Source organism: Noviherbaspirillum sp. (assembly GCF_035254685.1).
Classification (GTDB): Bacteria; Pseudomonadota; Gammaproteobacteria; order Burkholderiales; family Burkholderiaceae_D; genus Noviherbaspirillum.
On sequence record NZ_DATFAI010000022.1, the window covers coordinates 315,719 to 332,983 of the forward strand.

Here is a 17,265-nt window from a genome sequence, read left to right on the forward strand (position 1 = left end):
AGTCTGCAAATGACTACAGCCCGCCAAACGGGAATCGGCGGTCCGGGTCAAACCGCATGTCTGGTCCGTTGAGCATCTTGCGCACAATGCCGTTCCTGTCGAAGTGAATGTGCATCACCGAATTCCACACCCCGCCTTCCTTGTATGGATAGGACCAGACCTCGAGATCCGTCAGCGAAAGGTAGGATGTTTCCACGGGTGCGCCAACAGTGTGGAGCACATCTTCTTTTGTCGACGTTCCCACCTTGATGCTGGCAAATTTCTCCGTCGTCAGAACTTGTTCAAAGGAAATAACCCTTCCGTCCGGGCCAATGCGCGCCATGTAGGTGCGCTGTCCCCACGGACCATAGGAATATTCCAGCAACTGGTCGTTGCCGTCCTGATAACGATGTTCCGGTTGACCTCGTCGGGCGATGACGTCTTGTTCGGAATCGCCTATATTGATCGGTGCCGGAAACAGGCCTGCACAAGCGGCCAGGGTTGCCACAAGGATAGCAAGAAGAGTGCGCACGGCAAATTTCATGATTTTCCCCTTGAAACCCTTTCAAAAACCGCTAAGTGTTTGAATGGCTGGCGTATTTCCTATATACTGCGCCTCTTGGTCGGTTTGACCAAGCATTTTTGTCAATTGTTCACGGTGCGTGGGGTTGCGACTCCGCATACCGCGTGTGAAAGGTATTCCATGTCAGTAGAAAACATCAACAAGGCCGCCATTATCGCGGAAAACGCTCGCGGCACGAACGACACAGGCTCTCCGGAAGTGCAGGTCGCCCTGCTGACCGCCCGTATCAACGAGCTCAACAACCACTTCAAGGCCCACGCCAAGGATCACCACTCCCGCCGCGGCCTGATCATGATGGTTAATCGTCGCAAGCGCCTGCTCTCCTACCTGAAGAACAAGGACGCAAACCGTTATCGTTCCCTGATTGAGAAACTCGGTCTGCGCAAGTAAGTTAGTTGCGACAATCGCCTGGGTGATAGACGAAATGCCTGCGTCAGTCTGCTGATGCAGGCATTTTGCCATTTTGCAGTATGCAATCCGGAGACGGTTCATGCAGTAAAGGTGGTAGGTCATGCGTGGCATGCCATCTGTGGTGAGGTGAACGACAGCGCCTGAAAATCTGTCGGCAAAAATAGAAAGGAAACACCGTGTTCAATAAAGTTACCAAGACCTTCCAGTACGGCCAGCACAAAGTGACGCTGGAAACTGGCGAAATCGCTCGCCAGGCGTCCGGTGCCGTGATGGTGTCGATCGAAGATACCGTCGTGCTTGCGACTGTCGTCGCGAAGAAGGACGTCAAGCCGGGCCAGGACTTTTTCCCGCTGACGGTCGACTATGTCGAGAAGAGCTATGCCGCCGGTCGTATTCCGGGTGGTTTCTTCAAGCGTGAGGGCCGCCCGTCGGAAAAGGAGACCCTGACCTCGCGTCTGATCGACAGACCGATTCGTCCGCTGTTCCCGGAAGGCTACCTGAACGAAGTGCAGGTCATCGTGCACGTCCTTTCCGTCAATCCTGAAATCGATCCGGACATCGCATCCATGATCGGCTCCTCGGCCGCCATCTGCGTTGCCGGTATTCCGTTCAATGGTCCGCTTGGCGCTGCGCGCGTCGGCTACATCGATGGACAATATGTGTTGAATCCGACCACTTCCCAGATGGCGAAGTCGCAGCTGGACCTCGTGGTCGCGGGTACCGAGCAAGCGGTGCTGATGGTTGAATCTGAAGCGAAGCAGCTGTCGGAGGAAGTTATGCTTGGCGCAGTGGTCTTCGGCCACGATCAGATGAAAGTCGTCATTGACGCTATTCATGACCTGGTGCGTGATGGCGGCAAGCCGGAAATGGCTTGGGCTCCGCCAGCAAAGAATGAAACGCTGATTGGTCGCGTTACCGGGCTGGCCGAGGCGAAGCTGCGCGAAGCCTACCAGACCAAGGACAAGCAGGCTCGCACCAGCAAGCTGAAAGACGTCAGTGCCGAAGTCAATGCGGCGCTCGCCGCCGAAGCTGAAGCCGCCGGTACCGCGGCACCCGACTCGGCTGAGGTCGGCAGCATCCTGTTCGATCTGGAAGCGAAAATCGTACGTTCCCAGATCCTCGAGGGCGAGCCACGTATCGACGGTCGCGACACGCGCACCGTGCGTCCGATCAGCATCCGCACCAGCGTACTGCCGCGCACCCACGGTTCGGCATTGTTCACTCGCGGTGAAACCCAGGCACTGGTCGTTGCCACACTCGGCACGGCACGCGACGAGCAGAAGATCGATGCGTTGATGGGTGAATACTCCGACCGCTTCATGCTCCACTACAACATGCCTCCGTTCGCAACTGGCGAAACCGGCCGCGTTGGTACGCCGAAGCGTCGCGAGATCGGCCACGGCCGCTTGGCAAAGCGCGCATTGCAGGCTGCGTTGCCGTCGGCGGAAGAGTTCAGCTACTCCGTGCGCCTCGTCTCCGAGATCACCGAATCGAACGGCTCTTCGTCGATGGCATCGGTGTGCGGCGGTTGCCTCGCACTGATGGACGCGGGTGTGCCGATGAAGGCGCACGTTGCCGGCATCGCGATGGGCCTGATCAAGGAAGGCAGCAAGTTTGCGGTACTGACCGATATCCTGGGCGACGAAGACCACTTGGGTGACATGGACTTCAAGGTGGCGGGTACTGCCAATGGTATTACCGCACTGCAGATGGATATCAAGATCCAGGGCATCACCAAGGAGATCATGCAAGTCGCGCTGGCGCAAGCCCAGGAAGGCCGCATGCACATCCTGGCAAAGATGCAGGAAGCCGTGCCATCCGGCAAGGCAGAGCTGTCGAATTTTGCTCCGCGCCTGATCACCATCAAGATCAATCCGGAGAAGATCCGTGACGTGATCGGCAAGGGCGGCGCTGTCATTCGCGCGCTGACCGAAGAAACGGGTACGCAGATCGATATCACCGATGAAGGCATCGTCACGATCGCTTCCGTTGATGCTGCGGCTGGCCAGGAAGCGAAGCGCCGCATCGAAGAGTTGACCGCCTCTGTCGAGATCGGCAAGATCTATGACGGCGTGGTGCTGAAGCTGCTTGATTTCGGTGCGATCGTTCAGGTCATGCCGGGCAAGGACGGCCTGCTGCACATTAGCCAGATTGCCAACGAGCGCGTCAACGCAGTGGCCGATTATCTGAAGGAAGGTCAGCAGGTGCGCGTCAAGGTTCTGGAGATGGATGACCGCGGCCGCCTGAAGCTGTCCATGAAGGCCGCTGCCGCAGAGGAGAGCACCGCCGCGGCACAGCCGCAGGAGTAATTGTCGGCGCAGTCTGGCTGCAATGAATGAAGCCGCCCGTAGCGTCATGCACGGGCGGCTTTTTTTTATGCTCCGGACGCGTCAGCGCGACGATTTTTCATGACAGTCGCATGGCGTCGAGATCGGGATGGCGCGCGCGGAGGTGATGTCCCGTCATCGTTATCCTGTTTTCAGCTTGGCCTTCGGCAAAGGAATGGAACTGGTAGCCATTTTTCCCCTTCTCCTTGGCCTGATACATCGCATGGTCGGCGCTTTTCAGCAAGGACTGTCCATCGGATCCATCATCGGGATAGACGCTGATGCCGATGCTGGCGCTTAGCGCACATTCACGGTCGCCGATACGCACCGGACGTGATGCCTCTTCCAGAAGCTTCTGCGCGACATCTGCGGCGTAGCGCCCATCGTTAAGGTCTTCGATCAGCACATAAAACTCATCGCCGCCCATGCGTGCAATCTTGTCCGTATGGCGCAGGCTTGCGCGCAGGCGCTTCGCGATTTCGCGCAAGACCATGTCGCCGGCGTCGTGGCCGAGCGTGTCATTGATCTCCTTGAACTTGTCCAGGTCCAGGAAGAACACGGCAAATTTCTTCCCGTGACGTCGCGCATTGCCGAGTGCGATCTCCAGATATTCCTTGAACAGGAAGCGGTTGGGCAGGGAGGTCAACCCATCATAGTGAGCGAGGTAGCGCATTCGCTCTTCCGATGCGCGGCTCTCGATGGCAATGCCGGAGAGATTCGCGCAAACCTCGATCAGTTGCTGTTCCACCAAAGACGGCGCGACCGCTTCCCGGAAATACACTGCGAATGTGCCCAGCACCTTCTTGTTGCGTCCGAACACAGGCCAGGCTGTGCATGCCTTCAAGTCGAACTGGAGCGCATGTTCGCGGCGTGCGGCCCACAAAGGATGGGACGCAATGCATGTCACCGTCACCGCTTGCGCGCGAAATGCGGCAGTGCCGGACGAACCATGGCAGTCCCCAACTTCAAGGTCTTCTGGCTGTGACATGCAGGCCGGCGGTAGGCTGGGGGCGATACGGTTGCACAAGGCATTGCCTTCGTCGTTCAACTGCTGGAGAAGGCACAGCCCGCGGCCAGACTGCTTCTCGAAGAAGCGGGCGATTTCGGTGAGAATTTCCGGCAATGCAACGCCAGTGGCAACCATGTTCAGGATGCGGTTCTGTCCCAGTTGAAGCGTTTCTGCGTGCTTGCGTTCGGAAATGTCGCGGATGAATGCGGTGAATATCGGATGCTCTTGCGCGCACAGCGGAACGACGGCGAGCTCGACCGGAAAGGTGAAGCGGTCGGCGCGTATCGCCGTCAGTTCCATGCGCTTGTTGAGGACAGAGCTCTCACCCGTCGCGAGAAAACGCTCGATGCCCAGGCGATGCAGCTCCTGCCAGTCGCTGGGAAGGATCAGATCAGCCAGCTTCTTGCCGAGCACGTCGTCGCAGCGATAGCCGAACGTGAGTTCGGCGGCATCGTTGAAACTGATGATTTCCCCCTCATGATTGATTGAAATGATGCAGTCCGGCGCAGCGGTCAGGATTGCGCTCTTGAACTTCTCGCTGTCCGCCAGCGCCGCCTCAATGGCTTTGCGTTCTGATTCGCGCTCGCGGTTGTCGATAGCGAATGAGATGTTGTCTACCATTTCCTTCAGCAGGTCGACAAGCTGTGCGTCGAAGCAATTCTCTTCCGTTGAATAGAGGTTCAGTGCCCCGAAGTGGCGGCCGGACAGCGCGAACGGGAAGCAGGCGATGGAGCGGATTCCTGCCTGAAGCAAATCGTTGTCGCCGGTCGAGGTAGGCAAAGATAATGTGTCGTTGCAGATCCAGGCCTGCTGGTTGCTCATGGACGACGCAACCGGATCGTGCTTTCCCAGCATGGCATTGTTGAGCCTCACTGCCGTCCCGGAGATGACCGTCGCATGCATTCCATGTGCTGCGACCGATGCCATTCGCATACCGTCATGACCATTGATGTCGATCCATGCCGTCTGAAAGCGACCTTGTTCAACAGCGATACGGCAGATTTCGGCAAACAGTTCATCGCGATCATTGATCCGGACGATGGCCTGGTTCACCTGACTGAGAACGACGTAGATGTCACGCAGGCGTGCGATCTTGCGCTCCGCACGCTTGCGGCCGTCGATATCCGAGAAGGTACCAACCATGCGTACGGCGCGCCCGTGCGCATCCCGATCCACGATCTTTCCGCTGATGGCCACCCAGCGCCAGTCATGATCCAGGTTCTTCAGGCGCAGTTCAATGTTATGGAAAGCGTCATCCCCGTGGTGCTTGCCCTTGAGTACGTCGCGCAAGGATGCGCGGAAACCTTCGCGGTCGTCGTCGTGGATGATCGACGGCAGTGCCCGCGAAGTCCGTGACGTCGTAATGTCGCGAAGTATGCGCTTGAGTTCGTTTGATGGTTTGCCGCTGAAATACAAGCGGTCATCCGGAATGTGCCAGTCAAACGCCACCTGACGGGAACTCTCGAGGGCGAGGCTGAGCCGGTCGTGCGTTGCCGACTGAGCCGGCTGTGGATGCGCCGGGTTCAGGGACGGAGGGTGAGCGGAGGAGTCACGCATGAGTTTGCCTGAAGTGAAATGGGTTGCCTGTTGGAAATGAAGGGAGCTTGATTAGTTCCCATCATTTTTGTAACCAAAACAACGTTGCTGGTTACAAATTTGCCATGGCGGCAGCAGATGCCTGAGTTTCGAGCCATGCAGGCGGTCCCAGTCTCGGATATCGATTTTTCCCTATCGCGCAACGTGAATGTTGCGATACGTCAACTTTTTGAGCCGCGGTGTCGCCACTCGAGCGGGATCAGCAGCGAATATTGGCTGTCGTACAATGTATTTTTTCTTTACGACGGAAGTGAGCGATGAGAGCGATTGAAATTACCCAGCCGGGTGCACCAGACGTGCTGAAAATGTGTGATCGGCCGACGCCGCAGCCCAAGGAGGGCGAGGTCTTGGTCAAGGTGCACGCAGCCGGCGTCAATCGACCCGATGTGTTCCAGCGCTTGGGAAACTATCCGGTTCCGCCGGGTGCATCGGATTTGCCCGGCCTCGAAATTGCCGGTGAAATCGTCGGAGGCGACCTGGCCGGCAGCGATTTCACAGTTGGCGACATGGTCTGCGCCCTGGTGCAGGGTGGTGGGTACGCGGAGTATTGCACCGCCCCTGTCAGGCAGTGCCTGCCCATCCCGAAGGGGCTGACCGCCACCGAGGCGGCTTCGCTGCCGGAGACGTTCTTTACGGTCTGGAGCAACGTTTTTGACCGCGCCCACCTCTCCGGATCGGAAAGTCTGCTGGTTCAGGGCGGCACTTCAGGAATTGGCGTGACAGCGATTCAAATGGCAAGCGCCTTGGGGCATCGTGTCTTTGCAACGGCGGGATCGGACGAGAAGTGTCGCGCTTGCGAAGAATTGGGTGCCGTGCGGGGCATCAATTATCGGACTGAGGATTTCGTCGATGTCATCAAGAAGGAGGGCGAGGCGAAAGGAGTTGACGTCATCCTCGATATGGTCGGCGGCACCTACCTTGGCCGGGAAATCGATTGCCTCGCGGACGACGGACGGCTCGTGCTGATCGCATTGCTTGGCGGTGCGAAGGCGACGGTCGATCTCGGGCAGGTGCTGCGGCGGCGTCTGACGATCACCGGGTCAACCCTGCGTCCGCGATCGGTCGAATTCAAAGCTGCCATTGCAGACAAGCTGCTGGCGCATGTCTGGCCATTGATTGAAGCACGCGCAATCAAGCCGGTGATCTACAAGGTCTTCCCTTTGGAGGAGGCCGTCACGGCGCATGAAATGATGGAGGCGAGCGTCCATATCGGCAAGATCGTCCTGCAGGTGTGCTGAACATTCAGACTGTGCGTCTGCTCTCAAAAAAGAATGGACTTGCGGAACATACGGACTGTAAGGCCGGTCATACACAGTCTGTCCGGTTTGACCAGTGAGCTCGCAGCAAGCTAGAATCAAGGGTTATCGAATTTTTAGGCCCATATGCGACGCAAACTTATCGCCGGAAACTGGAAAATGAACGGCAGCCTTGCTGCCAATGCCGCTTTGTTAAATGGGATCAAGGCTGACCTGGGGCAGCCGGCATGTGCCGTTGCAGTGTGTGTCCCTGCGCCGTATTTTGCCCAGTGCAAGGCCGCGCTGGCCGGCACTTCTGTCGCTTGGGGCGGCCAGGATCTCTCTGTTCATGAATCTGGCGCTTATACCGGTGAAGTATCCGGCGCAATGCTGCGGGATTTCGAGTGTACGTATGTCGTTGTTGGGCACTCTGAGCGTCGCACCTACCACGGCGAAAGCAATGAACTGGTTGCGCAAAAAACAGGCAGTGCAATCAAGGCTGGTCTGACACCGATAGTTTGTGTCGGCGAGTCGCTGGCGGAGCGCGAGGCTGGCCAGACCGAGGCAGTTGTCGGTGCGCAGATCGACACGGTGCTTGCGGCACTTGATGTCGACGATGTTGCCAGGATTGTCGTTGCATACGAGCCTGTATGGGCAATCGGCACAGGCAAGACGGCGACTCCCGAGATGGCGCAGGATGTGCATGCCATGTTGCGCGCGAAGCTCGCCAGCAGGAATGCTGCCGCTGCGGAGTCCGTACAAATTCTCTATGGCGGAAGCATGAAGCCCGACAACGCGCGTGAGCTTCTTGCGATGCCTGACATTGATGGTGGACTGATCGGCGGTGCGTCGCTGAAGGCTGCCGATTTTCTTGCCATTATCAAGGCGGCGTGAGCGGGTCGAAAAGACCGTCAGAGATTTAACCTAAGATTGGAAACCATTCAATGAACGCTTTGTTCACAGTCATCGTCGTAGTGCAAGTGCTGGCCGCGATTGCAATTATCGGCCTCGTGTTACTCCAGCATGGCAAGGGTGCCGACATGGGCGCAGCATTTGGCTCTGGTGCTTCGGGCAGCCTGTTCGGTGCGACAGGTTCGTCAAACTTTCTCTCGAAGTCTACCGGTGTGGCGGCTGCGATTTTTTTCAGCGCGACACTCGCGCTTGCATTCGTCGGCAACAAGCGCGGTGGCGTGAGTGCTGGTGTGATGGAACGACTGCCTGCAGCTCCGACTGCTCCTGCGACTCCTGCTCCCGCAAAGACTGATAACGCGCCTGAACAAGGTGCAGCCGCATCCACTGCGAATGCGCCTGCCGGCAGTGCGGGCCAGGCAAACCAGATACCAAAATAATTCAGAGCCGTTTTGATTTGGAGCAATTGTGCGTTGAACAAATGCGCCAAAGCAGAGTAGAATACGGGTCTCATTTAGCCGACGTGGTGAAATTGGTAGACACGCTATCTTGAGGGGGTAGTGGCGCAAGCTGTGCGAGTTCGAGTCTCGCCGTCGGCACCAACTGAACAAGGCCAGCAAGGGCATTCCCCAAGCTGGCTTTTTATCGAGGAATCTTGGTTTGATTTGCAAATCATTCAATTAACCAACATCCGGCCTACATCGTGAACCTCGAAAATTACTTCCCCGTCCTTATATTTATCCTTGTCGGTATCGGCGTCGGCGTCCTGCCGCAAATTCTGGGCCGCGTGCTGGCTCCGCATAAACCTGACCTCGACAAACTCTCGCCGTACGAATGCGGCTTCGAGGCGTTTGGCGATGCGCGCATGAAGTTCGACGTGCGCTACTACCTGATTGCGATCCTCTTCATTTTGTTCGATCTGGAAACTGCGTTTTTCTTCCCATGGGGCGTCGCAATGCGCGACCTCGGATGGCAGGGCTTCGTGACGATGATGGTGTTTATCGCCGAATTCGTCGTCGGGTTCTGGTACATCTGGAAGCGCGGTGCTCTGGATTGGGAGTAAGTCATGTCTATTGAAGGTGTACTGAACGAAGGCTTTGTCACGACCACGGCGGACAAGCTGATCAACTGGACTCGTACCGGATCCTTGTGGCCGATGACTTTTGGCCTGGCCTGCTGCGCGGTCGAAATGATGCACGCCGGCGCGTCGCGCTACGACCTCGACCGCTTCGGTGTTGTGTTTCGCCCGTCTCCACGTCAGTCCGACGTCATGATCGTCGCCGGTACGCTGTGCAACAAGATGGCGCCGGCGATGCGTAAGGTGTATGACCAGATGGCCGAGCCGCGCTGGGTCATTTCCATGGGTACCTGCGCGAATGGCGGCGGCTACTACCACTATTCCTACTCCGTTGTTCGCGGCTGCGACCGCATCGTGCCGGTCGATGTTTATGTCCCGGGATGTCCGCCCACCGCCGAAGCGCTTATCTACGGCATCATGCAGTTGCAGAACAAGATCAAGCGGACCAACACGATTGCGCGCTAAGCAGGTCGCTTAGAAAAAGATATGACCACAAAAATTGAAACTCTTGAGGCTGCCCTGCGTAGTACGCTCGGCAACCAAATCCGGAGCCTGACTGTCGCGTTGGGTGAAGTGACAGTGGTTGTTGGGGCGGCCGATTATCTGTCGGTGATGCGTGCATTGCGCGATCATGCCGACCTGCGTTTCGAAGAGCTGATCGACCTGTGCGGCGTCGACTATTCGACGTATGGCGACGGCATCTGGGAAGGGCCGCGCTTTGCAGCGGTGTCGCACCTCTTGTCGATCGCGCACAACTGGCGCGTTCGCGTACGAGTGTTTGCGCCAGATGATGAACTCCCCGTGATTCCGTCAGTCACAGATATCTGGCCCTCCGCTAACTGGTACGAGCGCGAAGCGTTCGACCTTTTCGGCATTCTGTTCGAAGGTCATAGCGACCTGCGCCGTATTCTCACTGATTACGGCTTCATCGGACATCCATTCCGCAAGGACTTCCCGGTTTCGGGTTATGTCGAAATGCGCTATGACCCTGAGCAGAAACGCGTCATCTACCAACCCGTGACGATCGAGCCGCGCGAAATTACTCCGCGGGTCATTCGCGAAGAGAAATACGGGATGAAATAATGGCTGAGATCAAGAACTACACTCTGAACTTCGGTCCGCAGCACCCTGCTGCGCACGGCGTGCTGCGACTCGTGCTCGAGCTGGATGGTGAAGTCATCCAGCGCGCGGATCCGCACATTGGACTGCTGCACCGCGCGACTGAAAAGTTGGCGGAGCAGAAGACGTTCCTGCAGTCCGTGCCTTACATGGATCGTCTCGACTACATGTCGATGATGTGCAATGAGCACGGCTACGTGTTGGCAATCGAGAAGATGCTCGGCATCGAAGTGCCGCTGCGCGCACAGTACATCCGTGTCATGTTCGATGAGATTACGCGCCTCCTGAACCACTTGCTGTGGATTGGTGCGCACGGACTTGACGTTGGCGCGATGGCGGTATTCCTGTACGCCTTCCGTGAGCGCGAGGACTTGATGGATTGCTATGAAGCGGTTTCCGGTGCGCGCATGCACGCTGCATACTATCGTCCGGGCGGTGTCTACCGCGACCTGCCGGATTCGATGCCGCAGTACAAGCCGTCACCCATTCGTAGCGAGAAGGCAACCAAACAGTTGAACGAGAGCCGCCAAGGCTCGCTGCTGGACTTCATTGAAGATTTTACCAACCGTTTCCCTGGTTATGTCGATGAATACGAAACCCTGCTGACCGATAACCGTATCTGGAAGCAGCGCCTCGTGGGTGTGGGCGTGGTCTCGCCGGAGTATGCGAAAGCGATGGGCTTCACCGGTCCGATGCTGCGCGGTTCAGGCATCGAGTGGGATTTGCGCAAGACGCAACCTTACGCAGTTTATGACCTGCTCGACTTCGACATTCCTGTCGGCGTGAATGGCGACTCCTATGACCGCTACCTCGTGCGCGTGGAAGAGTTGCGCCAGTCGAACCGCATCATCAAGCAATGCGTCGAATGGTTACGCAATAATCCGGGTCCGGTGATTACGGATAATCACAAGGTGGCGCCGCCGTCCCGCGTCAACATGAAATCCAACATGGAAGAGCTGATTCACCACTTCAAGCTTTTCTCTGAAGGGTTCCACGTGCCAGAAGGCGAAGCTTATGTCGGTATTGAACATCCGAAGGGTGAATTCGGGGTTTATCTGATCTCCGACGGTGCCAACAAGCCTTATCGAATGAAGATTCGCGCGCCTGGATTCGCACACTTGCAAGGCATGGATGGAATGGCGAGGGGCCACATGATCGCCGACGCAGTGACGATCATTGGTTCGCTGGACATTGTGTTTGGTGAGATTGACCGATAAACCGCGCGAAGCATCGCGCACGGATGGCTGACATCATGCTGTTAAGTCAAGAAGCTTACAAAAAAATCGATCGCGAACTCGCGAAATTCCCTGCGGATCAAAGGCAGTCTGCCGTCATGGCAGCACTCGCCATCGCGCAGGATGAAAAGGGCTGGCTTTCGCCAGAAGTCATGCAGGACGTCGCCGAGTATATCGGCATGCCGGCAATTGCCGTGCAAGAGGTGGCGACGTTCTACAACATGTACAACACCAAGCCCGCCGGCAAGCACAAGATTTCGGTCTGCACCAATTTGCCCTGTGCGCTGTCCGGCGGCGAACGTGCCGCGCACTACCTGAAGCAGAAGCTCGGCGTCGATTACAAGGAAACCACGGCTGACGGCCAGTTCACCTTGGTCGAAGGCGAGTGCATGGGCGCCTGCGGCGACGCACCCGTCATGCTGGTGAATAACAAGCGCATGTGCAGCCATATGTCGAACGAAAAGATCGATGCTCTGGTGGAGGAACTGAAGAAATGACCAGCCTGCACGATCGCCACATCAATCCGCTCATTCTTGCGGGTTTGGACGGTAACAACTGGCATCTGGCTGACTACGTCAAACGCGGCGGCTATGAGGCTCTCAAGCGCATTCTGAGCGAAAAGATTCCGCCGGAACAGGTCATCGCAGAGCTGAAGACGTCGTCGCTGCGTGGCCGTGGCGGCGCTGGCTTCCCGACCGGCCTGAAGTGGAGCTTCATGCCGCGCCAGTTCCCCGGGCAGAAATACCTCGTCTGTAACACTGACGAAGGCGAGCCGGGTACATTCAAGGACCGCGACATCATCCGCTACAACCCGCATGCGCTCATCGAGGGCATGACAATCGGTGCGTATGCAATGGGTATTACCCAAGGTTACAACTATATCCACGGCGAGATCTGGGCAGAATACGAACGCTTCGAGCAGGCGCTGGAAGAGGCCCGTGCCGCGGGCTTTCTGGGCAATAAGATCATGGACAGCGACTTCAACTTCCAGTTGCATGCTTTTCATGGTTTTGGTGCGTACATTTGCGGTGAAGAGACCGCGCTGCTCGAATCAATCGAAGGCAAGAAGGGGCAACCGCGCTTCAAGCCGCCGTTCCCCGCGAGCTTCGGTTTGTACGGCAAGCCAACCACGATCAACAACACCGAGACTTTCTCGGCAGTACCGTTCATCATGCGCATGGGCGGCGAGGCTTACGCAGCACTTGGCAAGCCCAACAATGGCGGAACCAAGATCTTCTCGATGTCGGGCGACGTAGCGCGACCGGGCAATTATGAAGTTCCGCTCGGCACGCCGTTCGCAAAGCTGCTCGAACTCGCTGGCGGCATGCGTGACGGCAAGAAGATCAAGGCAGTCATCCCGGGCGGTTCATCCATGCCGGTGCTGACGGGTGAAGTCATGATGAACACCGATATGGACTATGACTCGATCGCAAAAGCCGGATCGATGCTTGGGTCGGGTGCGGTCATCGTGATGGACGAGACCCGTTGCATGGTCAAGTCGCTGTTGCGTCTCTCGTATTTCTATTTCGAGGAATCCTGCGGCCAGTGCACGCCATGCCGCGAGGGTACGGGCTGGCTGTATCGGATGGTGCATCGCATCGAGCACGGCCAGGGGCGCGCCGACGATCTTGACATGCTGAACTCGATTGCGGACAACATTCAGGGGCGCACGATTTGCGCACTGGGCGATGCCGCCGCAATGCCGGTGCGCGCCTTCATCAAGAATTTCCGCAAAGAGTTCGAATACCACATCGAGCACAAGCGCTGCATCGTTCCTGCTTACGTTTAATAAATCCGGTGCGCATCGCGCACCCTACGGCAAAACACAGAGCCATGGTTGAAATCGAAATTGACGGCAAAAAAGTCGAGGTGCAAGAAGGCAGCATGGTGATGGACGCTGCCAACAAACTTGGCACCTACATCCCGCATTTTTGCTATCACAAGAAACTGTCCATTGCGGCCAACTGCCGCATGTGCCTGGTCGAAGTTGAAAAGGCACCGAAGCCGTTGCCTGCATGCGCAACCCCGGTGACCAACGGGATGATCGTCCGCACGCATAGTGACAAGGCCGTCAATGCGCAAAAAAGCGTCATGGAGTTCCTGCTGATCAACCACCCGCTTGATTGCCCGATCTGCGATCAGGGCGGCGAGTGCCAGTTGCAGGATCTCGCCGTCGGATATGGCGCGTCCGGATCGCGTTATGAAGAAGAAAAGCGCGTCGTCACACCCAAGGAAGTTGGCCCGCTGATCTCCACGAAAGAGATGACGCGCTGCATCCATTGCACGCGATGCGTCCGCTTCGGACAGGAAATTGCCGGTGTGATGGAACTCGGTATGCTTAACCGCGGCGAACACTCTGAGATCACCAGCTTTATCGGCAAGACCGTCGACTCCGAACTTTCAGGCAACATGATTGACCTGTGCCCGGTCGGCGCACTGACGTCCAAACCTTTCCGTTACAGCGCACGCACCTGGGAATTGTCCCGTCGCCGTTCGGTTAGCCCTCACGACGGTCTGGGCGCCAACCTGATTGTCCAGGTTAAGTCTGGCAAGGTCATGCGCGTCCTTCCGCTCGAAAACGAGGAAGTGAACGAATGCTGGCTGTCGGACAAGGATCGCTTCGCTTATGAAGGCCTAAACAGCGCAGAACGCCTGACCGTTCCGATGGTCAAGCAGGATGGCAAGTGGATTGAAACTGACTGGCAAACCGCGCTTGAATATGTCGCGCGCGGGCTGCTGGGTATCCGCAACGAACATGGCGCCGATGCGATTGCCGCGCTGGCTGCGCCATACTCCACTCTCGAAGAACTTTCCCTGCTGCAGAAGGTCGTTCGTGGTCTCGGTTCGGACAATGTGGACTTCCGTCTTCGCCAGTCTGATTTTGCTCTGGACGGCAAGATTACGCCGTGGCTCGGCATGTCGATCGAAGAATTTGGCCAGGCCAACCAGGCATTCGTTATCGGCTCCTTCCTGCGCAAGGACCATCCTTTGCTTGCAGCGCGTCTGCGCCAGGCGGTCAAGCGCGCGACCACCGTCAACATTCTGCACTCAACCGACGACGATCTGGCGATTCCGGTGACCAACCGGATGATCAAGGCGCCTTCGGAATGGCTGTCTGCACTCAGCGAAGTGGTCGTCGCCGTTGCTCAGGCCAAAGGCATTGCTGCCCCGGCCGGTTTCGAAGGAATCCAGCCTGGTGAAGTGGCTAAAGGCATTGCGGCAAGCCTGCTGTCCGGCGAGAAGAAAGCTGTTGTGCTAGGCAACGCCGCGACACAGCATCCGCAGGCCTCCCAATTGCATGCGGCGGCGCAGTGGATTGCCCAGAACACCGATGCGAAGTTTGGCTATCTGACCGAGGCGGCAAATACCGTCGGCGGTTATCTCGCCAACGCAGTGCCCGGCAAGGGCGCGAACGCTATCCAGGCTTTCGCGCAACCGCGCAAGGCTTATGTCCTGCTGCATGCCGAACCTGAGCTCGACAGCTACGATCCACAGGCAGCACGTTCCGCGCTGGACAAGGCCGACATGGTCGTGATCATGTCGCCGTTCAAGCATGGTGCGGACTACGCCGATGTGATGCTGCCGGTCGCGCCGTTCTCCGAAACCGCCGGCACCTTCGTCAATTGCGAAGGCCGCGCACAGGGATTCAACGGCACGGTAAAACCGCTCGGCGAAACGCGTCCGGCCTGGAAGGTGCTGCGCGTACTGGGCAACATGCTCGATCTCCCGGGCTTCAACTACGAAACCTCGGAAGAGATCAGGATCGAACTTCTTGGTACAAAGACCGCTGAGGAGGCGGACCTCAAGCCCCGCTTGAACAACATCGCCAACCTCCAGCCGCAGGCTGCGAAAGCTTCACAGACCGCGCAGCCCGAGCGCGTTGCAGATGTCCCGATCTACTTCACGGATGGCATCGTGCGCCGTGCCGCATCCTTGCAAGAGACTACCGATGCACACGCGCCGAAGGCCTCGCTGTCGATCATCCTTGCCGCACGACTCGGCGTCAGCCATGGTGACAAGGTGAAAATCACGCAAGGGCACGGAACGGCAGTGCTCGCCGTTGCGATCGATGCAAAGCTGCCGGAAAACGTGGTGCGGGTATCCGCCGGCCACCCGTCAACGGCGAAACTGGGTGGGATGTTCGGCGCAATTAGTGTGGAGAAAGCGTAATGGACCAAATGCTCCTGAACATCAACACGGGCGGACAAAATCTGTTCGGTGGGGCCTGGCTCCTTGTCTGGACCTTGATCAAGATCGTGGTGCTCGTTGCGCCACTGATGGGTCTGGTCGCATACCTCACTCTGTGGGAGCGCAAGCTGATCGGCTGGATGCATATCCGTCTCGGCCCGAATCGCGTCGGCCCGCTCGGCTTGCTGCAGCCGATTGCCGACGCAGTCAAGCTGCTGATGAAGGAAATCGTCGTTCCGACACGCGCCAACAAGGCTTTGTTTGTCATCGCTCCGGTCATGACGATCATGCCGTCTCTCGCCGCGTGGTCCGTGATTCCCTTCGGTCCGGAAACCGTTCTTGCCAATGTCAACGCCGGTCTGCTGCTCCTGATGGCGATCAGTTCGATGGAGGTCTACGGCGTCATCATCGCCGGTTGGGCATCCAACTCGAAGTATGCCTTCCTCGGTGCCATGCGCGCGTCGGCCCAGATGGTTTCCTATGAAATTGCGATGGGCTTCGCGCTGGTCATCGTGCTGATGGTTTCCGGCAGCCTGAACTTCACCGACATCGTGATGGCGCAAAGCAAGGGGTTCTTCTATGACAAGGGATGGAACATCCTTTCCTGGAACTGGTTGCCCCTGCTGCCGATATTCGTGATTTATGTTGTTTCGGGCATTGCCGAAACCAACCGGCATCCGTTCGACGTGGTGGAAGGCGAGTCCGAGATCGTTGCAGGGCACATGGTGGAATATTCCGGCATGTCGTTCGCGATGTTCTTCCTCGCAGAATACGCGAACATGATCCTGATCTCGATCGTTGCCTCGCTGATGTTCCTCGGCGGCTGGGCATCGCCTGTCTGGTTCCTCGACTGGATTCCGGGCTGGATCTGGCTCGGCATCAAGACCTTCTTCGTCGTATCGCTGTTCATCTGGGCACGTGCTTCTTTCCCGCGTTACCGCTATGACCAGATCATGCGTCTTGGCTGGAAAGTGTTTATCCCGCTGACGCTCGCTTATCTGGTGATCGTCGCGGCCTGGATCCAGTCACCGTGGAATATTTGGAAGTAAAGAATAGAGGCTGAACAAGATGGAAGCCATTAAAGATTTTTTCGGCAGCCTGATGCTCAAGGAGCTGCTCAAAGGCTTGGCCCTGACCGGCCGCTACATGTTCGAGCGCAAGATCACAGTGCAATATCCGGAAGAGAAAACGCCGATGTCGCCGCGTTTTCGCGGCCTGCACGCGCTGCGTCGTTATCCGAACGGAGAAGAGCGTTGTATTGCCTGCAAGCTGTGTGAAGCGGTTTGCCCAGCGATGGCGATCACGATCGAATCGGCGGAGCGCGAGGACGGTACGCGCCGCACCACGCGTTATGACATTGACTTGACCAAGTGCATTTTCTGCGGATTCTGCGAAGAATCCTGCCCGGTCGACTCGATTGTCGAAACCAACATCATGGAATACCACGGCGAAAAGCGCGGCGACCTCTACTATACGAAAGAGATGCTGCTCGCGATTGGCGACCGTTACGAAAAAGATATCGCCGCTGCTCGAGGCGCCGATGCGTCCTATCGTTGATTTTGCCTGATCTGGCCCGCATACCGCTGACTCACTTGG

At 57.4% G+C, this 17,265-nt stretch carries 16 protein-coding genes and 1 tRNA gene; 15 read left to right on the plus strand and 2 right to left on the minus strand.

Annotated elements, in window-relative coordinates:
- Nucleotides 1-13: 13 nt before the first annotated feature.
- Nucleotides 14-523 (minus strand): outer membrane protein assembly factor BamE domain-containing protein, encoded by a 510-nt coding sequence (gene bamE, locus VJ698_RS09420; protein WP_324102484.1) that lies wholly within the window; start codon nt 521-523, stop codon nt 14-16.
- A gap of 159 nt (nt 524-682) precedes the next feature.
- Between bamE and rpsO the strand changes: the two genes are divergently transcribed.
- Nucleotides 683-952 carry a 30S ribosomal protein S15 gene (gene rpsO / locus VJ698_RS09425; protein WP_324102485.1) on the plus strand — a complete coding sequence of 90 codons (270 nt, stop codon included), beginning with the start codon at nt 683-685 and terminating at the stop codon, nt 950-952.
- 197 nt (nt 953-1,149) lie between these two features.
- Nucleotides 1,150-3,282 carry a polyribonucleotide nucleotidyltransferase gene (pnp, locus tag VJ698_RS09430; protein ID WP_324102486.1) on the plus strand — a complete coding sequence of 711 codons (2,133 nt, stop codon included), beginning with the start codon at nt 1,150-1,152 and terminating at the stop codon, nt 3,280-3,282.
- A gap of 97 nt (nt 3,283-3,379) precedes the next feature.
- On the opposite strand, the gene VJ698_RS09435 is transcribed toward pnp, so the two are convergent.
- Entirely contained in the window at nt 3,380-5,866 is a 2,487-nt protein-coding gene (locus tag VJ698_RS09435) for a diguanylate cyclase domain-containing protein (protein WP_324102487.1), read from the minus strand.
- Between the two features lie 296 nt (nt 5,867-6,162).
- On the opposite strand from VJ698_RS09435, the gene VJ698_RS09440 reads away from it, so the two are divergent.
- The 13 genes from VJ698_RS09440 (at nt 6,163) to nuoI (ending at nt 17,226) form a co-directional block, all read left to right on the plus strand.
- Nucleotides 6,163-7,143 carry an NAD(P)H-quinone oxidoreductase gene (locus VJ698_RS09440; RefSeq protein WP_324102488.1) on the plus strand — a complete coding sequence of 327 codons (981 nt, stop codon included), beginning with the start codon at nt 6,163-6,165 and terminating at the stop codon, nt 7,141-7,143.
- 144 nt (nt 7,144-7,287) lie between these two features.
- Nucleotides 7,288-8,034, plus strand: coding sequence for a triose-phosphate isomerase (tpiA, locus tag VJ698_RS09445; RefSeq protein ID WP_324102489.1), 747 nt, complete (start codon nt 7,288-7,290; stop codon nt 8,032-8,034).
- A gap of 50 nt (nt 8,035-8,084) precedes the next feature.
- On the plus strand, nt 8,085-8,489 hold the full coding sequence (secG, locus tag VJ698_RS09450; protein ID WP_324102490.1) for a preprotein translocase subunit SecG: 405 nt from the start codon (nt 8,085-8,087) through the stop codon (nt 8,487-8,489).
- 77 nt (nt 8,490-8,566) lie between these two features.
- Nucleotides 8,567-8,651 (plus strand) — tRNA-Leu (locus tag VJ698_RS09455).
- Nucleotides 8,652-8,752: 101 nt separating this feature from the next.
- Nucleotides 8,753-9,112, plus strand: coding sequence for an NADH-quinone oxidoreductase subunit A (locus tag VJ698_RS09460; RefSeq protein ID WP_324102491.1), 360 nt, complete (start codon nt 8,753-8,755; stop codon nt 9,110-9,112).
- Nucleotides 9,113-9,115: 3 nt separating this feature from the next.
- Nucleotides 9,116-9,592: a NuoB/complex I 20 kDa subunit family protein gene (locus VJ698_RS09465; protein WP_136418155.1), complete on the plus strand. Its 477-nt coding sequence runs from the start codon at nt 9,116-9,118 to the stop codon at nt 9,590-9,592.
- Between the two features lie 21 nt (nt 9,593-9,613).
- The gene (locus tag VJ698_RS09470) at nt 9,614-10,210 is read left to right on the plus strand and encodes an NADH-quinone oxidoreductase subunit C (RefSeq protein WP_324102492.1); all 597 of its coding nucleotides are present in this window, start codon (nt 9,614-9,616) and stop codon (nt 10,208-10,210) included.
- Nucleotides 10,210-11,463, plus strand: coding sequence for an NADH-quinone oxidoreductase subunit D (locus tag VJ698_RS09475; RefSeq protein ID WP_324102493.1), 1,254 nt, complete (start codon nt 10,210-10,212; stop codon nt 11,461-11,463). The genes VJ698_RS09470 and VJ698_RS09475 overlap by 1 nt, the downstream gene beginning before the upstream one ends.
- Before the next feature lie 23 nt (nt 11,464-11,486).
- Nucleotides 11,487-11,978, plus strand: a complete 492-nt coding sequence (nuoE, locus tag VJ698_RS09480) for an NADH-quinone oxidoreductase subunit NuoE (RefSeq protein ID WP_324102494.1) — start codon at nt 11,487-11,489, stop codon at nt 11,976-11,978.
- Nucleotides 11,975-13,270 carry an NADH-quinone oxidoreductase subunit NuoF gene (gene nuoF / locus VJ698_RS09485; protein WP_324102496.1) on the plus strand — a complete coding sequence of 432 codons (1,296 nt, stop codon included), beginning with the start codon at nt 11,975-11,977 and terminating at the stop codon, nt 13,268-13,270. Before nuoE ends, nuoF begins: the two co-directional genes overlap by 4 nt.
- A 44-nt stretch (nt 13,271-13,314) precedes the next feature.
- Nucleotides 13,315-15,651, plus strand: a complete 2,337-nt coding sequence (nuoG, locus tag VJ698_RS09490) for an NADH-quinone oxidoreductase subunit NuoG (RefSeq protein ID WP_324102498.1) — start codon at nt 13,315-13,317, stop codon at nt 15,649-15,651.
- On the plus strand, nt 15,651-16,718 hold the full coding sequence (nuoH, locus tag VJ698_RS09495) for an NADH-quinone oxidoreductase subunit NuoH (RefSeq protein ID WP_324102499.1): 1,068 nt from the start codon (nt 15,651-15,653) through the stop codon (nt 16,716-16,718). The genes nuoG and nuoH overlap by 1 nt, the downstream gene beginning before the upstream one ends.
- Nucleotides 16,719-16,737: 19 nt before the next feature.
- Nucleotides 16,738-17,226, plus strand: a complete 489-nt coding sequence (gene nuoI / locus VJ698_RS09500) for an NADH-quinone oxidoreductase subunit NuoI (protein WP_324102500.1) — start codon at nt 16,738-16,740, stop codon at nt 17,224-17,226.
- Nucleotides 17,227-17,265 lie beyond the last annotated feature (39 nt).

Bases quoted from the DNA above. Each gene is read 5' to 3' on its own strand.
- VJ698_RS09465 (WP_136418155.1), top strand. From the start codon at position 9,116: ATGTCTATTGAAGGTGTACTGAACGAAGGCTTTGTCACGACCACGGCG.
- nuoI (WP_324102500.1), top strand. From the start codon at position 16,738: ATGGAAGCCATTAAAGATTTTTTCGGCAGCCTGATGCTCAAGGAGCTG.
- VJ698_RS09470 (WP_324102492.1), top strand. From the start codon at position 9,614: ATGACCACAAAAATTGAAACTCTTGAGGCTGCCCTGCGTAGTACGCTC.
- rpsO (WP_324102485.1), top strand. From the start codon at position 683: ATGTCAGTAGAAAACATCAACAAGGCCGCCATTATCGCGGAAAACGCT.
- secG (WP_324102490.1), top strand. From the start codon at position 8,085: ATGAACGCTTTGTTCACAGTCATCGTCGTAGTGCAAGTGCTGGCCGCG.
- VJ698_RS09435 (WP_324102487.1), bottom strand. From the start codon at position 5,866: ATGCGTGACTCCTCCGCTCACCCTCCGTCCCTGAACCCGGCGCATCCA.
- VJ698_RS09440 (WP_324102488.1), top strand. From the start codon at position 6,163: ATGAGAGCGATTGAAATTACCCAGCCGGGTGCACCAGACGTGCTGAAA.
- tpiA (WP_324102489.1), top strand. From the start codon at position 7,288: ATGCGACGCAAACTTATCGCCGGAAACTGGAAAATGAACGGCAGCCTT.
- nuoE (WP_324102494.1), top strand. From the start codon at position 11,487: ATGGCTGACATCATGCTGTTAAGTCAAGAAGCTTACAAAAAAATCGAT.
- VJ698_RS09475 (WP_324102493.1), top strand. From the start codon at position 10,210: ATGGCTGAGATCAAGAACTACACTCTGAACTTCGGTCCGCAGCACCCT.
- nuoH (WP_324102499.1), top strand. From the start codon at position 15,651: ATGGACCAAATGCTCCTGAACATCAACACGGGCGGACAAAATCTGTTC.
- nuoF (WP_324102496.1), top strand. From the start codon at position 11,975: ATGACCAGCCTGCACGATCGCCACATCAATCCGCTCATTCTTGCGGGT.
- nuoG (WP_324102498.1), top strand. From the start codon at position 13,315: ATGGTTGAAATCGAAATTGACGGCAAAAAAGTCGAGGTGCAAGAAGGC.
- bamE (WP_324102484.1), bottom strand. From the start codon at position 523: ATGAAATTTGCCGTGCGCACTCTTCTTGCTATCCTTGTGGCAACCCTG.